Here is a 17,919-nt window from a genome sequence, read left to right as displayed (position 1 = left end):
GTACTAGTCGCAATGAGTAGCGGTGGGACGATAGCGGATCGTGGTCTGTAAAAAGGCGACGGCGCCGCCGTTGCCCTCTCCGCGTGCGGTGATGCGCGCAATGCCGGGCTCGCACCATGTGTTCACCTTGACCGGCGCGGTGATCATTTCAATAATGTAACGGGGCTGCACGCTGACCTTGCCCACGTGCTGATCCGCTTTGGAAAAGCCCCTGGTCAGGCTGGCATCCTTCCAGTCGAGTTTGTCCCAACCGGCCGCCACGACCGGCTTCAGGCACAAGCCGTTCTTGCAGGTCTTCGAGAACTGGGAGGAATCGTAAGGATCGAAGGGCGGCTTGCTGAACGACACCGCTTCGGCATCGCGCAACATGGCTTCGGCCGCCTCGCGCGCCACCTGCTGGTCGCGCGCATTGCGGGCCATGCGTTCTTCGAGCGTCCCGCTGCGCACCAGCGCCAGGACGAACATGGTCAGGACCACCAGGAACACCAGTCCGGTGACCAGGACGGCGCCCGCTTGCGCGGCGCGCGGCCGGAAAAATTTAACTTTAGACATTAAAACCTCACCCCGTTGCGCACTGTGAAGGTGGATGTGACGACGCGCCGCAGGTGCCCGTCATTGCTGCTCACTTCCTCGCCGTTGAACTGCACTTTTTGCGTGCCGATGACAACGCCCTTGGACGGTCCGCGCATGAGCAGGTTGACCCGCACCGCGCTGACTTTGGCGAACTCCTCGGCGGTCGGCACCTCGACGTATTTGTCGACCACTTCACCGCCCTTGCCGATGCCGTAGCTGATCTTCATGCGTTCGACATGGTCGGCCACCACCACGCCATTGCCGGCCGGCGCATCGGCGTCGTCGGCGTAGCAGCGCAGCTGGCCGTCGACGACCCTGAACTGGTAGACGACCAGGTTGTTGTTGACCTGGGGCGTGGCCTCGGCCGGATCGAGCGCATTGTCCGAGGTCACCGTCACGCCCTCGCAATTGCTCTCCCTGCCCAGGAAGCGGTTCGGCACCGCCGGCGCGGCGACTGCGTCAACCACCCAGTTCGGGTCGTGCCGCACGATCAGGATGTCCGAGCCGCCAACGGTGCGGCCGCTGATCTTGTCTGCCGAGATCGCGGGCAGGTTGGTATTGAGCCGGTAGCCGGCCTGGCGCACGGCCGTCCCCATGATGTCGAGCACATTGCGGGTACTTTCCTGTATCCGCACGATATCGGTCTGGGTCGTGTTCATCTGCTTGGAGCCGATGAACATATAGCCCACCCCGCCGAGCAGGATCAGGCCGATGGTCATGGCGACCATCACCTCGACCAGCCCCAGCCCGTGCTGCTTGCGGGCGCCCAGGGCGGGCGCGCTCGTTGGACGGCGTGTCATAAGCGGGTCTCCAGAACGAATTGTTGGGTTGACTTGCCGACCGTGGCGCCGCTGTCCTTGCTGGCGCGGCTGTCGTCCCACTGGATGGTGACGACCACGTTGCCGTTGTTCGCGAACGAGATGCCGCCTTTGCCGTCCTTCAGCGAATCCGACAATGCCTTGCGCCACTCGGAGACGTCGGCCTCGTGGACCGTGCCCTTGGCTGTCGGCGAATCGGCCGTCACCAGGATCTCGTACTTGGTCTTGTCGGCCTGGGCGACCGTACGGTTGGCGCGCATGCGGTCGACGATGTCGTTGGCCAGGATGGTGGCCTGGCCGCGCGCATAGGCGCTCTGGTTGTTTTTCAGGTTGGTTATGATGAGCCCGGCAATGCCGAGCATGCCGATGCCGATCACCAGCATGGCGACCAGCACTTCCAGCATCGAAAAACCTTGTTGACGTCGCATCTTTTCAATCTCCTGTTTAAGCTGAGGTGCAATTGGGCGAGATATCGAGGACCTTGGTGCCGATCCATCCCGTTCCGGCCGTCAGCGTGATCGTCCTGCGCTTGGACTTACCCGACCCACTGCAGAAAAAAAAGCTGCCCGCGTGCGCAGTCGTATTGTCGAAACGGCTCTGGCCATTGCTGGTGTAGGACACATAATCCTGCACATTGCCCGTAGACAATATTTTGCTGCCTCCCGAGAAGGCCGACTGGGCCCGCAGCACGGTTTCGCCGGCATCGAGGACGCCGGTGTTACCGGCCGTGCTGTCGTCGACGAAGATGACCCAGCCGCCGCGCCAGTCGCCGGCCGCCGCAGTGCTGGTGCAGTCGCTGCCGGTGGTGGTGCGGCACATGGTCACCCGGGTGTTGCGCTTGACCGCCTCGGTGCGGGTAAAGTTGAGCGAATCGAGCATCACGTCGGTCTGCGTCGAGACCGCCGCGCCCTCGACGAACTGGCTCAACATCGGCATGCCGATCGCGCTCGCGATGCCGACGATGGCCAAGGCGGTCAGCAACTCGATCAGCGTGAAACCGGCCTGATGGGGTTTCTCAGATAACATCATCCTGAACCTTCGAAATAAATGAATGGGGGACGGAATGCCCCTGTTGTTGCCAATTATAAACAGCGAAGCTTGCATTACCCTGAGTAAAGGCTGACAGAAGGCTGACAAGGTGAAGTAAACCCTTGCACAAGAGATAAAAACAACAGGCCTGGCGGCCCGTGTTTCAGAAGGCGGGGAAGCGGATCGTGAACTGCACGCCGGCGCCGCCGGGGCCGTTGCCGAGTTCGACGCTGGCGCCGTGGGCCTGGGCGATATCGCGCACGATCGCCAGGCCCAGGCCGCTCCCCGGGATCTTGTCGTCGAGCCGCACGAAGCGCTGGAACACCATGCCGCGCTGGTGCGGCGGGATGCCGGGGCCGGAGTCTTCCACCACCAGCACGCCGAACTTGCCGTCCGGATAACAACGTACCGTCACGGTGCCGCCGTCAGGGGTGTAGCGCACCGCATTGTCGATCAGGTTATCGATCAGGTCGCGCAACAGGAAGCTGTCGCCGCTGACGCGCGTCGGCGCCAGCTCGAAGCCGATATCGATGCGCTTCTTGCCCGCTTCGTCGACAAAGTACTGGACCACCTGCTCGACCAGCACGGCCAGGTCGAGCCGTTCCAGGCGGTTTTTCTCGAAGCGGGCCGGCTCGGCGCGCGCCAGGGCCAGCAACTGGTTGGTCTGGCGGATCATGCGCTCGTTCGAGAGCAGCATCAGGCGCACCGAGTGCACGGTGTCGGGGTCGCCCCGGTGGCGCGCCCCCAGCCATTCGAGCTGCAGCTTGAGGCCGGCCAGCGGCGTGCGCAGCTGGTGCGCGACATCGGCCAGGAAGTCGTGCTGGGCGCGCGCGCCGCTTTGCACCTTGTCGAGCAGTTCGTTGAAGGCGCTGACCACCGGACCGAGTTCGTAGGGAATGGCGGCGTCGTCGATGGCGGCCAGCTCGTTGGCCTCGCGCGCCGCCAGGTTGGCGCGCATGCGCGCCAGCGGCTGCAGGCCGTTGGTCACCGAAAACCAGATCAGCCCCACCAGCGCCAGGGTGAACAGCGATTCGACCAGCACCAGCGCGCGCACGGTGGCGGCGCGGATCTGCTTGCGCTTGCGTAAGGTCTTGGCTACCCCGATGCGGATCGGTTCGCCGCCGGCCAGCACCATGCGGCTGGTCACGCGCACCGCTTCGCCGCGGATGATGTCGTCGTACGCCTGGGCGCCGGGGGTGGCCAGGACCGGAAAATCGCTGTCGCCGGCCAGCGCCTTGCCGTCCCCGCCGCGCACGATGAAATACAGGACGTCGTCGTCGTCGGCGCGCAGCACCTGTTCGGCCTGGCGCGGCAGGTCGATCTCGGCGCGCCCGTTACCGGGGCGCAGGCGCGCCGCCAGGGCGCCGGCGGCGTCCACCAGGCTCTGGTCGAAGGCCAGCTGGGCCGGAATCCAGGCCAGCATGTAGGTCAGCGCCGCGCCGGCCAGGTTGATCATCAGGATCGGCACGATCAGCCATTTGAGCAGGCGCAGGCGGATGCTGATCATGGATGCTGTTCGAGCATGTAGCCGAAGCCGCGGATGGTGCGGATGCTGATGCCGGCGTCGGCGATTTTCAGGCGCAGGCGCGAAATATAGACTTCGACCGCGTTCAGCGTCACTTCCTCGCCCCAGGGCAGGATGGCGTCGATGATCTGCTGCTTGGACACCACCCGCGCGCCGTGCTGCAGCAGGTATTCGAGCACGGCCCATTCGCGCACCGACAGGTCGATCACGCGCTCGTCGATGCGGGCGCGCTTGGTGTAGGTGTCGAGCGTGAGCCGCCCCAGCGACAGGGTGACCGGCTTGGGCGTGTTGCGGCGCGCCAGGGCCTTGATGCGCGCCACCAGTTCGGCGGTGGCGAAGGGCTTGACCAGGTAGTCGTCGGCCCCCAGTTCCAGGCCGCGCACGCGGTCTTCGATGGCGTCGCGCGCGGTCAGCAGCAGGACCGGCACGGCGCTGCCGCGCGCGCGCAGGCGCCGCACCACCTCGAAGCCGTCGATCCCGGGCAAGCCGATATCGAGCACCACCACCGCCACCTCGGTGCGCTGCAGCAGCTGGTCGGCCTGGGTGCCGCTGCCGACCACGTCGACCATCATGGCGTGTCCCTGCAGCAGGCGGGTCAGGCCATCGGCCAGCACGGCATCGTCTTCGACCAGTAATACGTGCATGCCGTGGCTTTCAGTAAGTTGCGATATTCATATTATGGGGCATGGCAGGGCCGGCCTCCAAGGGCTGGCGCGGGCCGCCAGGCCGGTTTTGTGCAACTTCCGTGCGTTCACCCACCTTAAAATGTGGGCAAAATGACCATTTTTCGCGATTTCCCCCAGTAGGACCAGGCCCACAAGGATTTATGCTTTGAACCTACAGGGGGGCGACTGCCAGTCTTATGTTCGCCAACAGACGAAACCTTTACTGTTCGTACATCGCGATTCGCTGCTGTTCCAGGTGAAACGCCCTTGAAAGTCGTCTCAGATAGTGAGGAATAAAAATGAACAACACTCAACTTGGTGCAACCGTCCAGAACGCATCGCCAATCGGCCAGATTCCTGCCAATGCGCAAGAGTTAAAAGTTGCAGCCCGCCCCGTTGTCAGCTTTAGCGGCACCCAGCAGAACGAATTGCTGGCCGCCCTTCCCCGCAAGGATCTCGAGACCCTGTTCGATCACCTGGAACTGGTCGCCCTGCCTTTCGGCAAAGAACTGTTCGAGTACGGCAGCAAGCTCGAAAACGTGTATTTCCCCACCACCGCCATCGTCTCCCTGCTGTACGTCATGGAAGACGGCGCCACCACCGAGATCGCCGTGGTCGGCCATGAAGGCGTGGTCGGCATGTCGCTGTTCATGGGCGAGCGCGCCATGTGCAGCGCCGTGGTCCAGAGCGCCGGCTACGGCTACCGCCTCAAGACCCAGTACCTGCGCGACGCGTTCAACCAGGGCGGCGCCCTGCCCCAGCTGCTGATGCGCTACACCAATGCCCTGTTCGCCCAGATGGCCCAGAACGCCGTCGGTGGACGGCACAGCTCGATCGAACAGAAACTGTGCCGCTGGCTGCTCGACCGCCTCGACCGTTCCGCATCGAACGAGCTGAAGGTGACCCAGGAACTGATTTCGATCATGCTGGGCGTGCGCCGCGAAAGCATCACGGCAGCGGCCGGCAAGCTGCAGGATGACGGCCTGATTCAATACCGCCGCGGCAATATCACCGTGATTGACCGCCAGGGCCTCGAAGCGTACGCCGGCGAATGCTATAAGGTCGCGAAGACCGAGTACGATCGCCTGCTGATGGATGTAGCCCGCTAAATGGCAGGGGCGCCGGCAAGCTGTCCGGCGCCCGCTCGGCCCCCCCTTCCCCCGCGTCGGCCACGCGCGACAGGGGGATGAAGGCTTCCACGCAGGTCCCCACGTTGTTGACGCCCCGCTTCACCCGCAAACTCCCCCCCAGCAGCAAGGCGCGTTCGCGCATGCCCAGCAAGCCATGCGACTTCGGCTTGGCCACCGCATCGACATCGATCCCGACCCCGTCGTCGCTCACTTCCAGCGACAAGCCGTCGGCCTCGCGCCCCAGGTGCACGATCACATGGCGCGCGCGCGCGTACTTGGCAATATTGTTGAGCGACTCCTGGACTATGCGGAACACCGCGATCGCATGCATCGGCCCTGCCACGTCGACATCGCCATCGATCAGCGCCTCGCAATCGAGGCGGGCGACGCGCCCGAACTCGTCGCAATAGCTCTGCACGGCGGCCGCCAGGCCCAGGTGATCGAGCAGGCTGGGACGCAGGTTCTCGACGATGCGGCGCTTCAGTTCGACCGTGTCGACCAGGGTCGCGCGGGCGCGGTCGAGCATCGCGGCCAGTTCCGGCTGGGCCGTGCGCACGGTGTCGGCCACCGCGTTCAGGTCGATATTGATCGAGGTCAGGTTGGCGCCCAGCTCATCGTGCAGCTCGCGCGCCAGGCGCGCCTTTTCTTCTTCGCTCACGCTGATCAGGTGGCGCGAGAGCACCGACAGCTGCTCGGTGCGCAGCACGACCATCGATTCGAGGTTGTTGTTGGCGCTTTCCAGCGCGCGCTGGGTGCTGACGCGGGCAAAATAGCTGCGCCGGATCAGGCGGTAGAACAGGGCCAGCACCAGGATCGCCATGGCGTTGATGCTGATGCCGAGGAAGACGGCGTTCTGGTACTCGCGCGTGAAGGTGGCGCTGCGCGCGGCCAGCAATTCGTTTTGTTCCTGCACCAGGATCACCACCTGCATGCGGATCTCATCCATGTCGGACTTGCTGTCGGACGAGCCGGCGATCTTGACGATGTCGTCCAGCCCGCCACGGCGGTAGACGTCGAGCACCTGGTTCATGCTGTCGAGCTTGCGGTAGACCAGGGTGTGCAACTGGGCCAGGCTGCGGCGCTGGGACGGCGTGTCCGCCAGCAGGCGGTCGAGCTCGGCGAACTGGGCGTCGATCTCGGACGAGGCCGTGCGCAGCGGTCCCAGGTAGACTTCGGAACCGGACAGGAAATAGCCGCGCAAGCTGCTTTCGGCATCCATGATCAGCACGTTGACGTACTGGACCTTGTCGATCACCTTGGCGGTCTGGCCCTGGATCTCGTTGGCGCCCTTGAGCTGGCCGAGATTATGGAACAGGCTGACGCCGTTGATGATGAGGATCAGCACGCACGTCAGGCATACCACCGTCTTATAGAACGGCAATCCGGTGGTCACCGCTGGTTCGGTGGAAAAATACATCCTGGAAATCCTTTTGCGCACTGCAGAGCCGGGCTGAAGCAAATTATAGACCGGGAAATGCCGAGACACAGCCGAACTGGGCTGTAGGAGGGAGGGACGCGCCGGCGCGGGCGGGCCGCGCGGCGGGTAAAACAGCGTGTGCGCCAGGCAAGCGTGCCGTGCCGCCGGGCCGCCGGGCCGCCGGGCCGCGCGACTCAGTCGAGCAGGTTGTTCTTCATGGCGTAATAGGTCAGGTCGCTATTCGACTGCAAGCCCATTTTTTCCATGATACGGGTGCGGTAGGTCGACACGGTCTTGATCGAGAGCGACAGCGCCACGCCGATGTCGGACACGGTGGCGCCCTTGGCCAGGCGCAGGAAGACCTGGAACTCGCGGTCCGACAGCTCGGTATGCAGGGCCGTGTTGGGATCGCGGTCGAAGCTCTGCGCCAGCAATTCGCCGACCGTCGAGCTGACATAGCGGCGGCCCTGGAACACGGTGCGCACGGCGGTCTTGAGCTCGTCGGCTTCGCATTCCTTGTTGAGGTAACCGTTGGCGCCCATCTTGAACAGGTTCAGCGCGTATTGCTGCGCCGGATAGCCGGACAGGATCAGCACCGGCAGGTTCGGCTGGCCCTGGCGGATGGTGCGCAGGATGTCGATCCCGCTCTGGTCCGGCATGGCGATGTCGAGCAGCAGCACGTCGCAAATCTCGCGGCGCGCGATGTCCAGCGCTTCGCGCCCGGTGGCCCCTTCGGCCACGACATCGAAGTCGGGCGAGGAAGAAAAAATCTGTTTAAAACCTGCACGTACTATCTGGTGATCGTCACATATGGCAACGCGTATCATTGTCTTCCCTTAAATTATCCTTGCATAGGAAAGAGCCGAGGCAAACCGCGCGCCCGGCACTGCGCATGCGTTAGTATTCTAGCACTCTGGCTGTTCAGTACAAACACGTATGACGCCCCGCTCGGCCCAGTTCGCCTGCATGGGCCCCGAAAAACAGCACAGGGGCACGAGGCCCCTGCTGTTTCCACCGAAGCGCCGCCACCGCCTTATTCCGGAGCCGTGCCTTTGAGCACGGCCAGGATGGCCAGCAATTCGCTGCGGATCGCGGCGCGCTCGATCTTCGGCGGGGCCGCCACGGCGTCCTGCTGCGCCATGGCATCGTCCGGCGGCGCCATGGCCCCGCCGATGCGGCTATCGAGTTTATTGCGCGCACCACTGATCGTAAAGCCCTGTTCGTACAACAGTTCGCGGATACGACGGATCAGCAACACTTCATGGTGCTGGTAATAACGGCGGTTTCCACGTCGTTTGACAGGTTTAAGCTGGGTAAATTCCTGCTCCCAGTAGCGAAGTACGTGCGGCTTGACGCCGCACAAATCGCTGACCTCGCCGATCGTGAAATAGCGCTTGGCCGGGATGGCCGGCAGCACGATCAGGTCGGCCTTGCTCGCACGATCGTTCATGGTTCAGCTCAGGCGGCGCGCGCCATCGGGCTGGTCTCTTCGACCATGCCCTTGAGCTTCTGGCTGGCGTGGAAGGTCACGACACGGCGCGCCGTGATCGGGATTTCCTCGCCGGTCTTCGGGTTGCGGCCCGGGCGCTGCGGCTTGTCGCGCAGCTGGAAGTTGCCGAAGCCGGACAGCTTGACCGCTTCGCCACGCTCGAGCGCGTTCCTGATCTCGTCGAAGAAGGTCTCGACCATGTCCTTGGCTTCGCGCTTGTTCAGGCCGACCTGCTCGAACAGCAGTTCGGCCAGCTCGGCCTTGGTCAGGGTCGGCAGATTCTTCTCCGCGTCCTGGCGCACCCTGGCGACCTGCATCGCACGGTGCAGGTCGGCCGCCAGCGCCGACTGGAGTACGGCGGAATCAACGTCGTTGTTATTAATTTTACAGCCCTGCCTCGTGTCGTAACTGCTCGTGGGATCGGTTATGAACGCAACTTCGCGTCATGTTTCTGCTCTGCCGACGCAGCCAGCGCCTTCATGACGCCTTCGACCACATCGTCCTGCAGGGTGGTTTGAGTATCTTGCAAGCTAAAGCGGAAAGCAAGGCTTTTTTCGTCGGCTTCCAGGCCTTTTCCGCGATATTCATCAAACAAAACAATGGCTTGCACAATCTTTCCTGCCGGATTTACTAGCAATTCCGCAGTGAAAGCGTCGAGCAGGGCCTGCGCCGCCACCGTGGTTTTCACGACAAAAGCGAGGTCGCGCGTGGCGCCGGGGAATTTCGAAATCTCTTCATATTTTGGCACGGATCGTTGCTGCAACGCAATGGCATCCACCTCGAAAAGGACGGGTGCCTGCGGCAAATCGTACTTTTGCAGCCAGCGCGGGTGCAATTCGCCGATGAAACCGATTTCCTGGCCGTCCAGTTCGATCGCGGCCGAGCGTCCCGGATGCAGGGCCGGGTGCGCGGTCTTCACGAAGCGCAGGGTGCGCGGCGCGAACAGGGCTTCCACGTCGGCTTTGACGTCGAAATAGTCGACCGCGGCCGACTTGACCGACCATTGCTCGTCCAGCGCTGGACCGTAGGCGATGCCGGCCACGCGCTTGGGCTGGTCGAAACCGGCCACGCTGAGCGGTCCATCTTGCGCCTGCGCATTGCGGCGGAAGATCGCGCCCACTTCGAAGGCGCGCACCCTGCCCGCCTTGCGGTTCAGGTTGTAGCGGACATTGGCGACCAGCGAGCCGATCAGCGAGGAACGCATCACGTTCATCTGGCTGGCGATCGGGTTGACCAGCTTGATCTGGTCGGTATTGGCGGAGAAGTCGGTTTCCCATGCGGAATCGACGAAACTCATGTTCACCACTTCCTGGTAGCCGAGGTCGGCCAGCTGGTGGCGCACCGCGAACAGCGAACGGGTGTTTTCCGGGGCGACGATCATCTGGCTGGCGGCCACCGGCGGCAAGGCCGGGATGTTCTCGAAGCCGTACACGCGGGCGACTTCCTCGATCAGGTCTTCCTCGATCTCGATATCGAAACGGTAGGTCGGCGCGGTCACCGAGAACACGCCGGGCTCCTGCGTGAACGGCAGGCCAAGGCGGGTAAAGATGTCGGCCACCATGGCGTCGGTGACCGGCACGCCGATGACTTTCTGCGCGCGCGCGGTGCGCAGGGTAACGGCTTTCGGCAGCGGCACGTTGACGATCTGGTCGTCGATCGGGCTGACCACGGTCTCCGGCGTGCCGCAGATTTCGACGATCAGGGCGGTGATGCGTTCGATATGCTCGACGGTCGTGGCAAAATCGACGCCGCGCTCGAAGCGGTGCGCCGCATCGGTCGAAAAGTTGAAGCGGCGGGCGCGGCCCTGGATCGCGTTCGGCCACCAGAACGCCGCTTCCAGGTAGATATTCGTGGTGTCGAGCGAGACCGCCGTCGCGTCGCCGCCCATGATGCCGGCCAGCGATTCGATTTCCTGCTCGTCGGCGATCACGCCGATCCAGTCGTCGACCTCGACGGTGTTGCCGTTCAGGAGCTTGAGGGACTCGCCCTGCTTGCCCCAGCGCACGTCGAGCGCGCCGTGGATCTTGTCCATGTCGAACACGTGCGAAGGACGGCCCAGTTCCAGCATGACATAGTTGGAAATATCGACCAGGGCCGACAGCGGACGCTGGCCGCTGCGCTCCAGGCGCTGGCGGATCCAGTCCGGGGTCGATGCCCTGGCGTTCAGGCCGCGGATGACGCGGCCGGTAAAGCGGCCGCACAGGTCCGGCGCACTGATCTTGACGGGCAGGATTTCGCTGCCGTTCACCGCCACCTGGCGCGTTTGCGGCAAGGTCAGGGGGGTGCCGGTCAGGGCCGACACTTCGCGCGCCACGCCCAGCACCGACAGGCAGTCGGCCTTGTTCGGGGTCAGCTTGATGGTGAACTTGAGGTCGTTCAACGCGAGGTAATCGCGGATATTCTGGCCGACCTGTGCATCTTCCGGCAACTCCATCAGGCCGCTGCTTTCCTCGGACAGCTTGAGTTCCTTGGCCGAGCACATCATGCCCTGCGATTCGACGCCGCGCAGCTCGCCGACCTTGATGACGAAGGGCTTGCCGTCCGCGCCGGGCGGCAGGATCGCGCCGGCCATGGCGCAGATGGCCTTCATGCCGGCACGCACGTTCGGCGCGCCGCACACGATGTTGAGCAGGGTGCCGGTACCGACGTTGACCTTGCACACGTTCAGGCGGTCGGCGTTCGGGTGCCTGCTCACTTCCAGCACTTCGGCCACGACCACGTTCGAGAATGGCGGGGCGACCGCCTCGACTTCTTCCACTTCCAGGCCGGACATGGTCAGCATGTGCGCCAGTTCATCCGAAGTCATCTTCGGATCGACCATGGTACGGAGCCAATTTTCGGAAAATTGCATAATCAGTGAACCTTGAATTAGTTAAATTGCTTCAGGAAGCGCAGGTCGCCTTCGTAGAACAGGCGCAGGTCGTTGATCCCGTAACGCAGCATCGTCAGGCGCTCCAGGCCGGAGCCGAACGCGAAGCCGATGAATTTTTCAGGGTCGAGCCCGAAGTTGCGCACCACCGTCGGGTGCACCTGGCCGGCGCCCGACACTTCCAGCCAGCGCCCTTTGAGCGGGCCGCTGCCGAAGGCGATGTCGATCTCGGCCGACGGTTCGGTGAACGGGAAGTAGGACGGGCGGAAACGCACCTGCAGGTCGTCGGTCTCGAAGAAAGCCTTGACGAAGTTCAGGTACACGCCCTTGAGGTCGGCGAACGAAATGTCTTCGGCGATCCACAGGCCTTCGACCTGGTGGAACATCGGCGAATGGGTCGCATCGCTGTCGACGCGGTAGGTGCGGCCCGGCGCGATCACCTTGATCGGCGGCGTGTGGGTGCGCGCGTAGCGCACCTGCATCGGGCTGGTGTGGGTGCGCAGCAGCAGGGGCTTGCCGGTGCTGTCCTTGCCTTCGACGTAGAAGGTATCCTGCATCGAGCGCGCCGGGTGGTTTTCCGGGCTGTTGAGCGCCGTGAAATTGGTCCAGTCGGTCTCGATTTCGGGGCCGTCGGCCACATCGAAACCGATCGAGCGGAAGATCTCCTCGACCCGCTCCCAGGTGCGCATCACCGGGTGGATGCCGCCCTTGGAGCGGCCGCGGCCCGGCAGGGTGACGTCGATGGCTTCGGCGCTCAGGCGTTCTTCGAGCTGGGCATTGGCGAGCGCATCGCGGCGCGCGCTGAGGGCCGCTTCGATCCGGACCTTGGCGGCGTTGATCAGCGCACCCTGGGTCTTTTTCTGTTCGGGGTCGAGCTTGCCCAGGCCCTTCATTTGCTCGGTAATCTGGCCAGTCTTGCCAAGGTACTTGGCTTTGGCGTTTTCCAGTGCGGCAGCGTCTTCGGCGGCGATAAAGTCAGCCTGTGCCGAGACGACGAGTTCTTCCAGGGAGTTCATGCGATGTTTTTTTCCTGTTGAGCGGGACTGGCGCACGCGCCACAATCAAAAACGGGGCACAGGTTTGAACCTCTGCCCCGCTCTTTTCGCGCCACCCGCAGGCGGCGCTTGCATCGATCATTGCTTACGCAGCGATCTTGGCTTTCACTGCTGCGACAATCGCGGCGAAGGCCGGCTTGTCCATCACAGCCATATCGGCCAGGACTTTACGGTCCAGTTCGATAGATGCTTTTTTCAGGCCGTTCATGAATACGCTGTACGTTACGCCATGCTCACGGGAAGCGGCGTTGATACGGGCGATCCACAGGCGGCGGAATACGCGTTTCTTGTTGCGGCGATCGCGGTAAGCGTATTGGCCAGCGCGCATGACTGCTTGCTTGGCAACACGGTATACACGGCTGCGGCGACCACGGTAGCCTTTGGCTTGTACAAGAATTTTCTTATGACGGGCACGAGCTGTAACCCCACGTTTTACTCTAGGCATAGTAACTCCTTAAATTGAGTGGTGAGATTAAGCCGACGGCATCATACGCATGACGGACTTGACATCCGACGCGTCGACGTTCGTGATTCCGCGCAGTTGGCGCTTGCTCTTGGTGGTTTTCTTGGTCAGGATGTGACGTTTGAAAGCGTGACCCGATTTAACGGTTCCACCTGGACGCACGCGAAAACGCTTCTTCGCGGAGCTTTTGGTCTTCATTTTAGGCATAGCAGTTCTGTCCTTCCGGACAGCTCCATTATAGGATTGCAGGTGGCAACGCTGTGCTGCACTTAGATGCCTGCTTTCACATTGTCTTCCGCCAGTGAAGGAGGAAGCCGGAGATCATAACACAGAAAGCGCCGGAAAATGCAAGCCTGCCGGGTTAAAGTTTCCACCTGACACAACCCGCTCATCGCTCCGTCGCCGCGCAGGCGGGGATGACGGCGCTGGCGCATGGCGCGCACGACAAAACAAAGCGCCCCTGGCACTTGCGTGGCGGGGCGCTTTTTTTCACAAGCTGCCTGGGCCGCCCGTTCTTTGCTTACTTTTTCTTCTTCGGCGAGAGGATCATGATCATCTGACGACCTTCCATCTTCGGGAACTGCTCGACCTGGCCATACGGCTCGAGATCGGCTTTCAGACGTTCCAGCATGCGGAAGCCGATGTCCTGGTGCGCCATTTCACGGCCGCGGAAACGCAGCGTGATCTTGGTTTTGTCACCCTCATCGAGGAACTTCATCAGGTTTTTCAGCTTGATATTGTAATCGCCATCATCAGTCCCCGGACGGAATTTGACTTCCTTCACGAGAATGATCTTTTGCTTCAATTTGGCTTCGTGCGCCTTCTTCTGTTCCGAATATTTGAACTTGCCGTAGTCCATCAGACGGCATACCGGCGGTTGCGCGGTCGGCGCAATTTCCACCAGGTCTACGTTCGCTTCTTCGGCCAGACGAAAAGCCTCAGCCAGGCTCACAATGCCAAGCGGCTCGTTATCCACCCCGGATAAACGCATTTCGGGGGCAGTGATTTCGCCATTGATGCGATGCGACTTGTCAGTAGCTATGTTGTTTCCTTTTAAAATCTGATGAATTAGCCGCGTCGAGCGTTAACTCGTCAAGCTTTGGAATCGACCTCGTGTTTGAGGCGCTCCACCAGGGCATCGAGGGACATGACTCCCAAATCGACATTGCCACGAGCTCGCACGGCCACAGTGTTGGCATCCCGCTCTTTGTCGCCGATCACGAGGATGTACGGCACTTTTTGGACGGAATGTTCACGTATTTTAAACGTAATTTTCTCGTTGCGCAAATCAGCGTGAACGCGGTACCCCAGCTTGCGCAGCTTCGCCGCCACATCCTGGGTGTACTCGGCTTGCGAATCGGAAATATTGAGCACCGATACCTGCAGCGGCGACAGCCACAGCGGCATCGCGCCGGCGTAGTTTTCGATCAGGATGCCGATGAAACGCTCGAGCGAACCGACGATCGCGCGGTGCAGCATGACCGGCACCTTCTTGGTGTTGTCGGCGGCCGTGTATTCGGCGCCCAGGCGGCCCGGCATCGACGGGTCGATCTGCACCGTGCCGACCTGCCATGCGCGGCCGAGACTGTCTTTCAGGTGGTACTCGATCTTCGGACCGTAGAACGCACCCTCGCCCGGCAACTCGGTCCAGGACACGCCGCAGGCGCGCAGCGCGCTGCGCAGCGACTCTTCGGCGATGTCCCAGCTTTCTTCGGAGCCGATGCGGCTGTCCGGACGCAGGGCCAGCTTGACGTCGATATTCTGGAAGCCGAAGGCGGTGTAGACTTCCATCGCCTGCTGGTGGAAAGCGGCAACTTCGCCGGGAATCTGCTCGTCGGCGCAGAAGATGTGGCCGTCATCCTGGGTAAAACCGCGCACGCGCATCATGCCATGCAGCGCGCCGGACGGCTCGTTGCGGTGGCACTGGCCGAACTCGCCGTAGCGCAGCGGCAGGTCGCGGTAGCTCTTCATGCCGGAATTGAAAATCTGGATGTGGCCAGGGCAGTTCATCGGCTTGAGCGCGTACGAACGGTTCTCGGATTCGGTCACGAACATGTTTTCGCGATAGTTATCCCAGTGGCCGGTCTTTTCCCACAGGCCGCGATCGAGGATCTGGGGCGCCTTGACTTCCTGATAGCCATTGACCTGGTAGACATTGCGCATGTACTGCTCGACCTGCTGCCAGATCGTCCAGCCCTTCGGATGCCAGAAGATCAGGCCCGGCGCCTCGTCCTGGAAGTGGAAGAAGTCGAGCGCCTTGCCCAGCTTGCGGTGGTCGCGCTTTTCCGCCTCTTCCAGGTTGTGCAGGTAGAGTTCCTGGTCTTCCTTTTTGGCCCAGGCGGTGCCGTAGATACGCTGCAGCATCTCGTTCTTGGAGTCGCCGCGCCAGTAGGCGCCGGCCACCTTCATCAGCTTGAAGACTTTCAGCTTGCCCGTGTTCGGCACGTGCGGGCCGCGGCACAGGTCGGTGAAACCGCCTTCGGCGTACAGCGACACGTCTTCCCCGGCGGGAATCGAAGAAATGATTTCCGCCTTGTAGTCTTCGCCGATGGACTTGAAGTAGGCCACCGCCTCGTCGCGCGGCAGGACGGTGCGCGTGACTTTTTCATCCTTCTTGACCAGTTCGGCCATTTTCTTTTCGATCGCCACCAGGTCTTCCGGCGTGAACGGGCGCTTGTACGAGAAATCGTAGAAGAAACCGTTCTCGATCACCGGGCCGATGGTGACCTGGACTTCCGGATACAGCTCCTTGACGGCGTAGGCCAGCAAGTGGGCGGTGGAGTGACGGATCACATCCAGGCCTTCGGGATCCTTGTCGGTGATGATGGCCAGATCGGCATTGTGCTCGATCAGGAAGGAGGTATCGACGACCTTGCCGTCGACTTTGCCGGCCAGGGCCGCTTTGGCCAGGCCGGTACCGATGCTGGCTGCGACCTGGGCTACGGTGACTGGGCCATCGAACTGGCGCTCGGAACCATCGGGAAGGCGGACTGAAACCATGCTGTTCTCCTGAACGAAACTGCTATTTAAGTACAAACAAAAAGTACAAACAAAAAGGACAAACAAAAAGGACAAACAAAAAGGACAAACAAAAAGGACAAACAAAAAGGACAAACAAAAAGGACAAACAAAAAGGACAAACAAAAACGTGGACGAAAAAAAACGCGGACTAGCCGCGTTTTTTCGTTTTGAATAAGCAAAAGAAAACACCTCGACTAGCGTCGCTGGAACAACTCCGTCGTAGTTCGCGGTGTCATAACCATGGTGCCTTTCTCTCTCTTACTCAGTACTGCATGTTCTGGTGGGCGGTGAGGAATTCGAATCCCCGACCCCTTGGATGTCGACCAAGTATTCTAACCAGCTGAACTAACCGCCCTGATATAGCATGAGCGTTGCTGGAACAACTCTGCCTTACTGCGCTTTACTGCCTGCTACGATACTGCGAAAACTGGTGGGCGGTGAGGAATTCGAATCCCCGACCCCTTGGATGTCGACCAAGTATTCTAACCAGCTGAACTAACCGCCCTGATATAGCATGAGCGTTGCTGGAACAACTCTGCCTTACTGCGCTTTACTGCCTGCTACGATACTGCGAAAACTGGTGGGCGGTGAGGAATTCGAATCCCCGACCCCTTGGATGTCGACCAAGTATTCTAACCAGCTGAACTAACCGCCCTGATATAGCATGAGCGTTGCTGGAACAACTCTGCCTTACTGCGCTTTACTGCCTGCTACGATACTGCGAAAACTGGTGGGCGGTGAGGAATTCGAATCCCCGACCCCTTGGATGTCGACCAAGTATTCTAACCAGCTGAACTAACCGCCCGAAGACCAGCATTATAGAGAGCCATTCCCCGGATGACAAGCGCTTTTTCAACACGCTGTTCAAGCTCCCCACTTTACCCCGGCTGGCGGCAGGGGAATGCGCCGGGGTTTTCCATTACACTGCTGCGCATGCACGCCAAACCGACTCCCTCCTCCGCCCACCTGCACGCCCACCACAAGGGCGACGCCAAACATACCCACGTCGCCGTCGGCCGAAGCCAGGGCGCGCTCGCCTTCGCCCTCGGCCTGACACTGGTGTTCGCCGCGGTCGAAGTGCTGACCGGCTTCCTCTCCAATTCGCTGGCACTGATTTCCGACGCCGGCCATATGGTGACGGACGCCGCCGCGCTCGGCCTGGCGCTGCTGGCGCAACTGATCGCCAAGCGTCCGCCCTCGGCGCGCCACTCCTTCGGCTTCGGCCGCGCCGAAGCGCTGGCCGCCTTCGTCAACGCCCTCGCCATGCTGGCCGTGGTCGGCTGGATCGTGTTCGAAGCCCTGCACCGCTTCGGCTCGCCGCAGCAGGTACAGGGCGGCACCGTCTTCGTGGTTGCCGCCATCGGCCTGGCGATCAACCTGCTGGTGGCCTGGCTGCTCTCGCGCGACCAGGAAAGCGTCAACACCCGCGCCGCGCTGGTGCATGTGATGGGCGACATCCTCGGCTCGATCGCAGCCATCGCCGCCGGCGCCGTCATCTATTACACCGGCTGGATGCCGATCGATCCGCTGCTGTCGCTGTTCGTGTCCGTGCTGATATTGCAGTCGACCATCGGCGTGCTGCGCGAGTCCTATCATGCGCTGATGGAAGGCGTGCCGAACCAGATCGATTACCTGCAGGTCGGCGCCGACCTGGCCGCCGTGCCGGGCGTGCTGTCGGTGCACGACCTGCATGTGTGGGATATGTCGCCAGGCCAGCCGGCCCTGATCGGCCACCTGCGCATCCAGAACCTGCGCGAGTGGCCCGAGGTGCTGGCCTCGGTCAAGAACATGCTGCTGGCCAGGCACGGCATCGACCACGTGACCTTGCAGCCGGAGCCGCACGACTAGCCGTCGCGCAAGATGCT

At 62.0% G+C, this 17,919-nt stretch carries 18 protein-coding genes and 4 tRNA genes; 2 read left to right on the top strand and 20 right to left on the bottom strand.

From position 1 onward, the window contains the following. Positions 1–3 precede the first annotated feature (3 nt). The 6 genes from EJB06_RS04040 to EJB06_RS04015 form a co-directional block, all read right to left on the bottom strand. A complete protein-coding gene (locus EJB06_RS04040) occupies positions 4–552 on the bottom strand; it encodes a pilus assembly PilX family protein (RefSeq protein WP_126072707.1) in 549 nt (182 codons plus the stop codon). Then, the gene (locus tag EJB06_RS04035; protein ID WP_126072965.1) at positions 552–1,373 is read right to left on the bottom strand and encodes a PilW family protein; all 822 of its coding nucleotides are present in this window, start codon (positions 1,371–1,373) and stop codon (positions 552–554) included. Before EJB06_RS04035 ends, EJB06_RS04040 begins: the two co-directional genes overlap by 1 nt. Then, complete coding sequence (gene pilV, locus EJB06_RS04030; protein WP_126072706.1) at positions 1,370–1,819, bottom strand: type IV pilus modification protein PilV; 450 nt, start codon at positions 1,817–1,819, stop codon at positions 1,370–1,372. Before pilV ends, EJB06_RS04035 begins: the two co-directional genes overlap by 4 nt. A 16-nt stretch (positions 1,820–1,835) precedes the next feature. Then, the gene (locus EJB06_RS04025; protein WP_164557807.1) at positions 1,836–2,417 is read right to left on the bottom strand and encodes a GspH/FimT family pseudopilin; all 582 of its coding nucleotides are present in this window, start codon (positions 2,415–2,417) and stop codon (positions 1,836–1,838) included. A 166-nt stretch (positions 2,418–2,583) separates the two neighbouring features. Beyond that, on the bottom strand, positions 2,584–3,927 hold the full coding sequence (locus EJB06_RS04020) for a sensor histidine kinase (protein WP_126072704.1): 1,344 nt from the start codon (positions 3,925–3,927) through the stop codon (positions 2,584–2,586). Continuing rightward, positions 3,924–4,589 (bottom strand): response regulator transcription factor, encoded by a 666-nt coding sequence (locus tag EJB06_RS04015; RefSeq protein WP_126072703.1) that lies wholly within the window; start codon positions 4,587–4,589, stop codon positions 3,924–3,926. Before EJB06_RS04015 ends, EJB06_RS04020 begins: the two co-directional genes overlap by 4 nt. A 320-nt stretch (positions 4,590–4,909) precedes the next feature. Here EJB06_RS04015 and EJB06_RS04010 point away from each other — a divergent pair, with 320 nt between their 5' ends. Beyond that, positions 4,910–5,719, top strand: coding sequence for a Crp/Fnr family transcriptional regulator (locus EJB06_RS04010; RefSeq protein WP_126072702.1), 810 nt, complete (start codon positions 4,910–4,912; stop codon positions 5,717–5,719). On the opposite strand, the gene EJB06_RS04005 is transcribed toward EJB06_RS04010, so the two are convergent. From EJB06_RS04005 to EJB06_RS03940, 14 genes are all read right to left on the bottom strand, one after another. Further along, positions 5,619–7,157: a CHASE3 domain-containing protein gene (locus EJB06_RS04005; RefSeq protein WP_126072701.1), complete on the bottom strand. Its 1,539-nt coding sequence runs from the start codon at positions 7,155–7,157 to the stop codon at positions 5,619–5,621. The two genes, EJB06_RS04010 and EJB06_RS04005, sit on opposite strands and share 101 nt — an antisense overlap. 194 nt (positions 7,158–7,351) lie before the next feature. Further along, positions 7,352–7,984: a response regulator transcription factor gene (locus EJB06_RS04000; RefSeq protein ID WP_054262954.1), complete on the bottom strand. Its 633-nt coding sequence runs from the start codon at positions 7,982–7,984 to the stop codon at positions 7,352–7,354. A 206-nt stretch (positions 7,985–8,190) separates the two neighbouring features. Further along, complete coding sequence (locus EJB06_RS03995; protein ID WP_126072700.1) at positions 8,191–8,607, bottom strand: MerR family transcriptional regulator; 417 nt, start codon at positions 8,605–8,607, stop codon at positions 8,191–8,193. 8 nt (positions 8,608–8,615) lie between these two features. Next, the gene (locus EJB06_RS03990) at positions 8,616–8,963 is read right to left on the bottom strand and encodes an integration host factor subunit alpha (protein ID WP_054262956.1); all 348 of its coding nucleotides are present in this window, start codon (positions 8,961–8,963) and stop codon (positions 8,616–8,618) included. Positions 8,964–9,070: 107 nt separating this feature from the next. Further along, a complete protein-coding gene (pheT, locus tag EJB06_RS03985) occupies positions 9,071–11,497 on the bottom strand; it encodes a phenylalanine--tRNA ligase subunit beta (protein WP_126072699.1) in 2,427 nt (808 codons plus the stop codon). Positions 11,498–11,514: 17 nt separating this feature from the next. Beyond that, the gene (pheS, locus tag EJB06_RS03980) at positions 11,515–12,531 is read right to left on the bottom strand and encodes a phenylalanine--tRNA ligase subunit alpha (protein WP_126072698.1); all 1,017 of its coding nucleotides are present in this window, start codon (positions 12,529–12,531) and stop codon (positions 11,515–11,517) included. Between the two features lie 124 nt (positions 12,532–12,655). Beyond that, positions 12,656–13,015 (bottom strand): 50S ribosomal protein L20, encoded by a 360-nt coding sequence (gene rplT, locus EJB06_RS03975; protein WP_054262959.1) that lies wholly within the window; start codon positions 13,013–13,015, stop codon positions 12,656–12,658. A 27-nt stretch (positions 13,016–13,042) separates the two neighbouring features. Then, on the bottom strand, positions 13,043–13,240 hold the full coding sequence (rpmI, locus tag EJB06_RS03970; protein ID WP_126072697.1) for a 50S ribosomal protein L35: 198 nt from the start codon (positions 13,238–13,240) through the stop codon (positions 13,043–13,045). A gap of 313 nt (positions 13,241–13,553) precedes the next feature. Further along, positions 13,554–14,093 (bottom strand): translation initiation factor IF-3, encoded by a 540-nt coding sequence (gene infC, locus EJB06_RS03965; RefSeq protein WP_126072696.1) that lies wholly within the window; start codon positions 14,091–14,093, stop codon positions 13,554–13,556. Positions 14,094–14,125: 32 nt separating this feature from the next. Further along, positions 14,126–16,033, bottom strand: a complete 1,908-nt coding sequence (gene thrS / locus EJB06_RS03960; protein WP_126072695.1) for a threonine--tRNA ligase — start codon at positions 16,031–16,033, stop codon at positions 14,126–14,128. A gap of 299 nt (positions 16,034–16,332) precedes the next feature. Then, a tRNA-Val gene (locus tag EJB06_RS03955) sits at positions 16,333–16,409 on the bottom strand. A gap of 73 nt (positions 16,410–16,482) precedes the next feature. After that, positions 16,483–16,559, bottom strand: a tRNA-Val gene (locus tag EJB06_RS03950). Positions 16,560–16,632: 73 nt separating this feature from the next. Continuing rightward, positions 16,633–16,709, bottom strand: a tRNA-Val gene (locus EJB06_RS03945). Positions 16,710–16,782: 73 nt separating this feature from the next. Further along, positions 16,783–16,859 (bottom strand) — tRNA-Val (locus tag EJB06_RS03940). A 128-nt stretch (positions 16,860–16,987) separates the two neighbouring features. On the opposite strand from EJB06_RS03940, the gene EJB06_RS03935 reads away from it, so the two are divergent. Continuing rightward, positions 16,988–17,902, top strand: a complete 915-nt coding sequence (locus EJB06_RS03935; RefSeq protein WP_126072694.1) for a cation diffusion facilitator family transporter — start codon at positions 16,988–16,990, stop codon at positions 17,900–17,902. Positions 17,903–17,919 lie beyond the last annotated feature (17 nt).

It is taken from the genome of Massilia atriviolacea (assembly GCF_003953935.1).
Taxonomy (GTDB): Bacteria; Pseudomonadota; Gammaproteobacteria; order Burkholderiales; family Burkholderiaceae_D; genus Telluria_A; species Telluria_A atriviolacea.
This window is presented reverse-complemented; position numbering and strand designations above follow the sequence as displayed.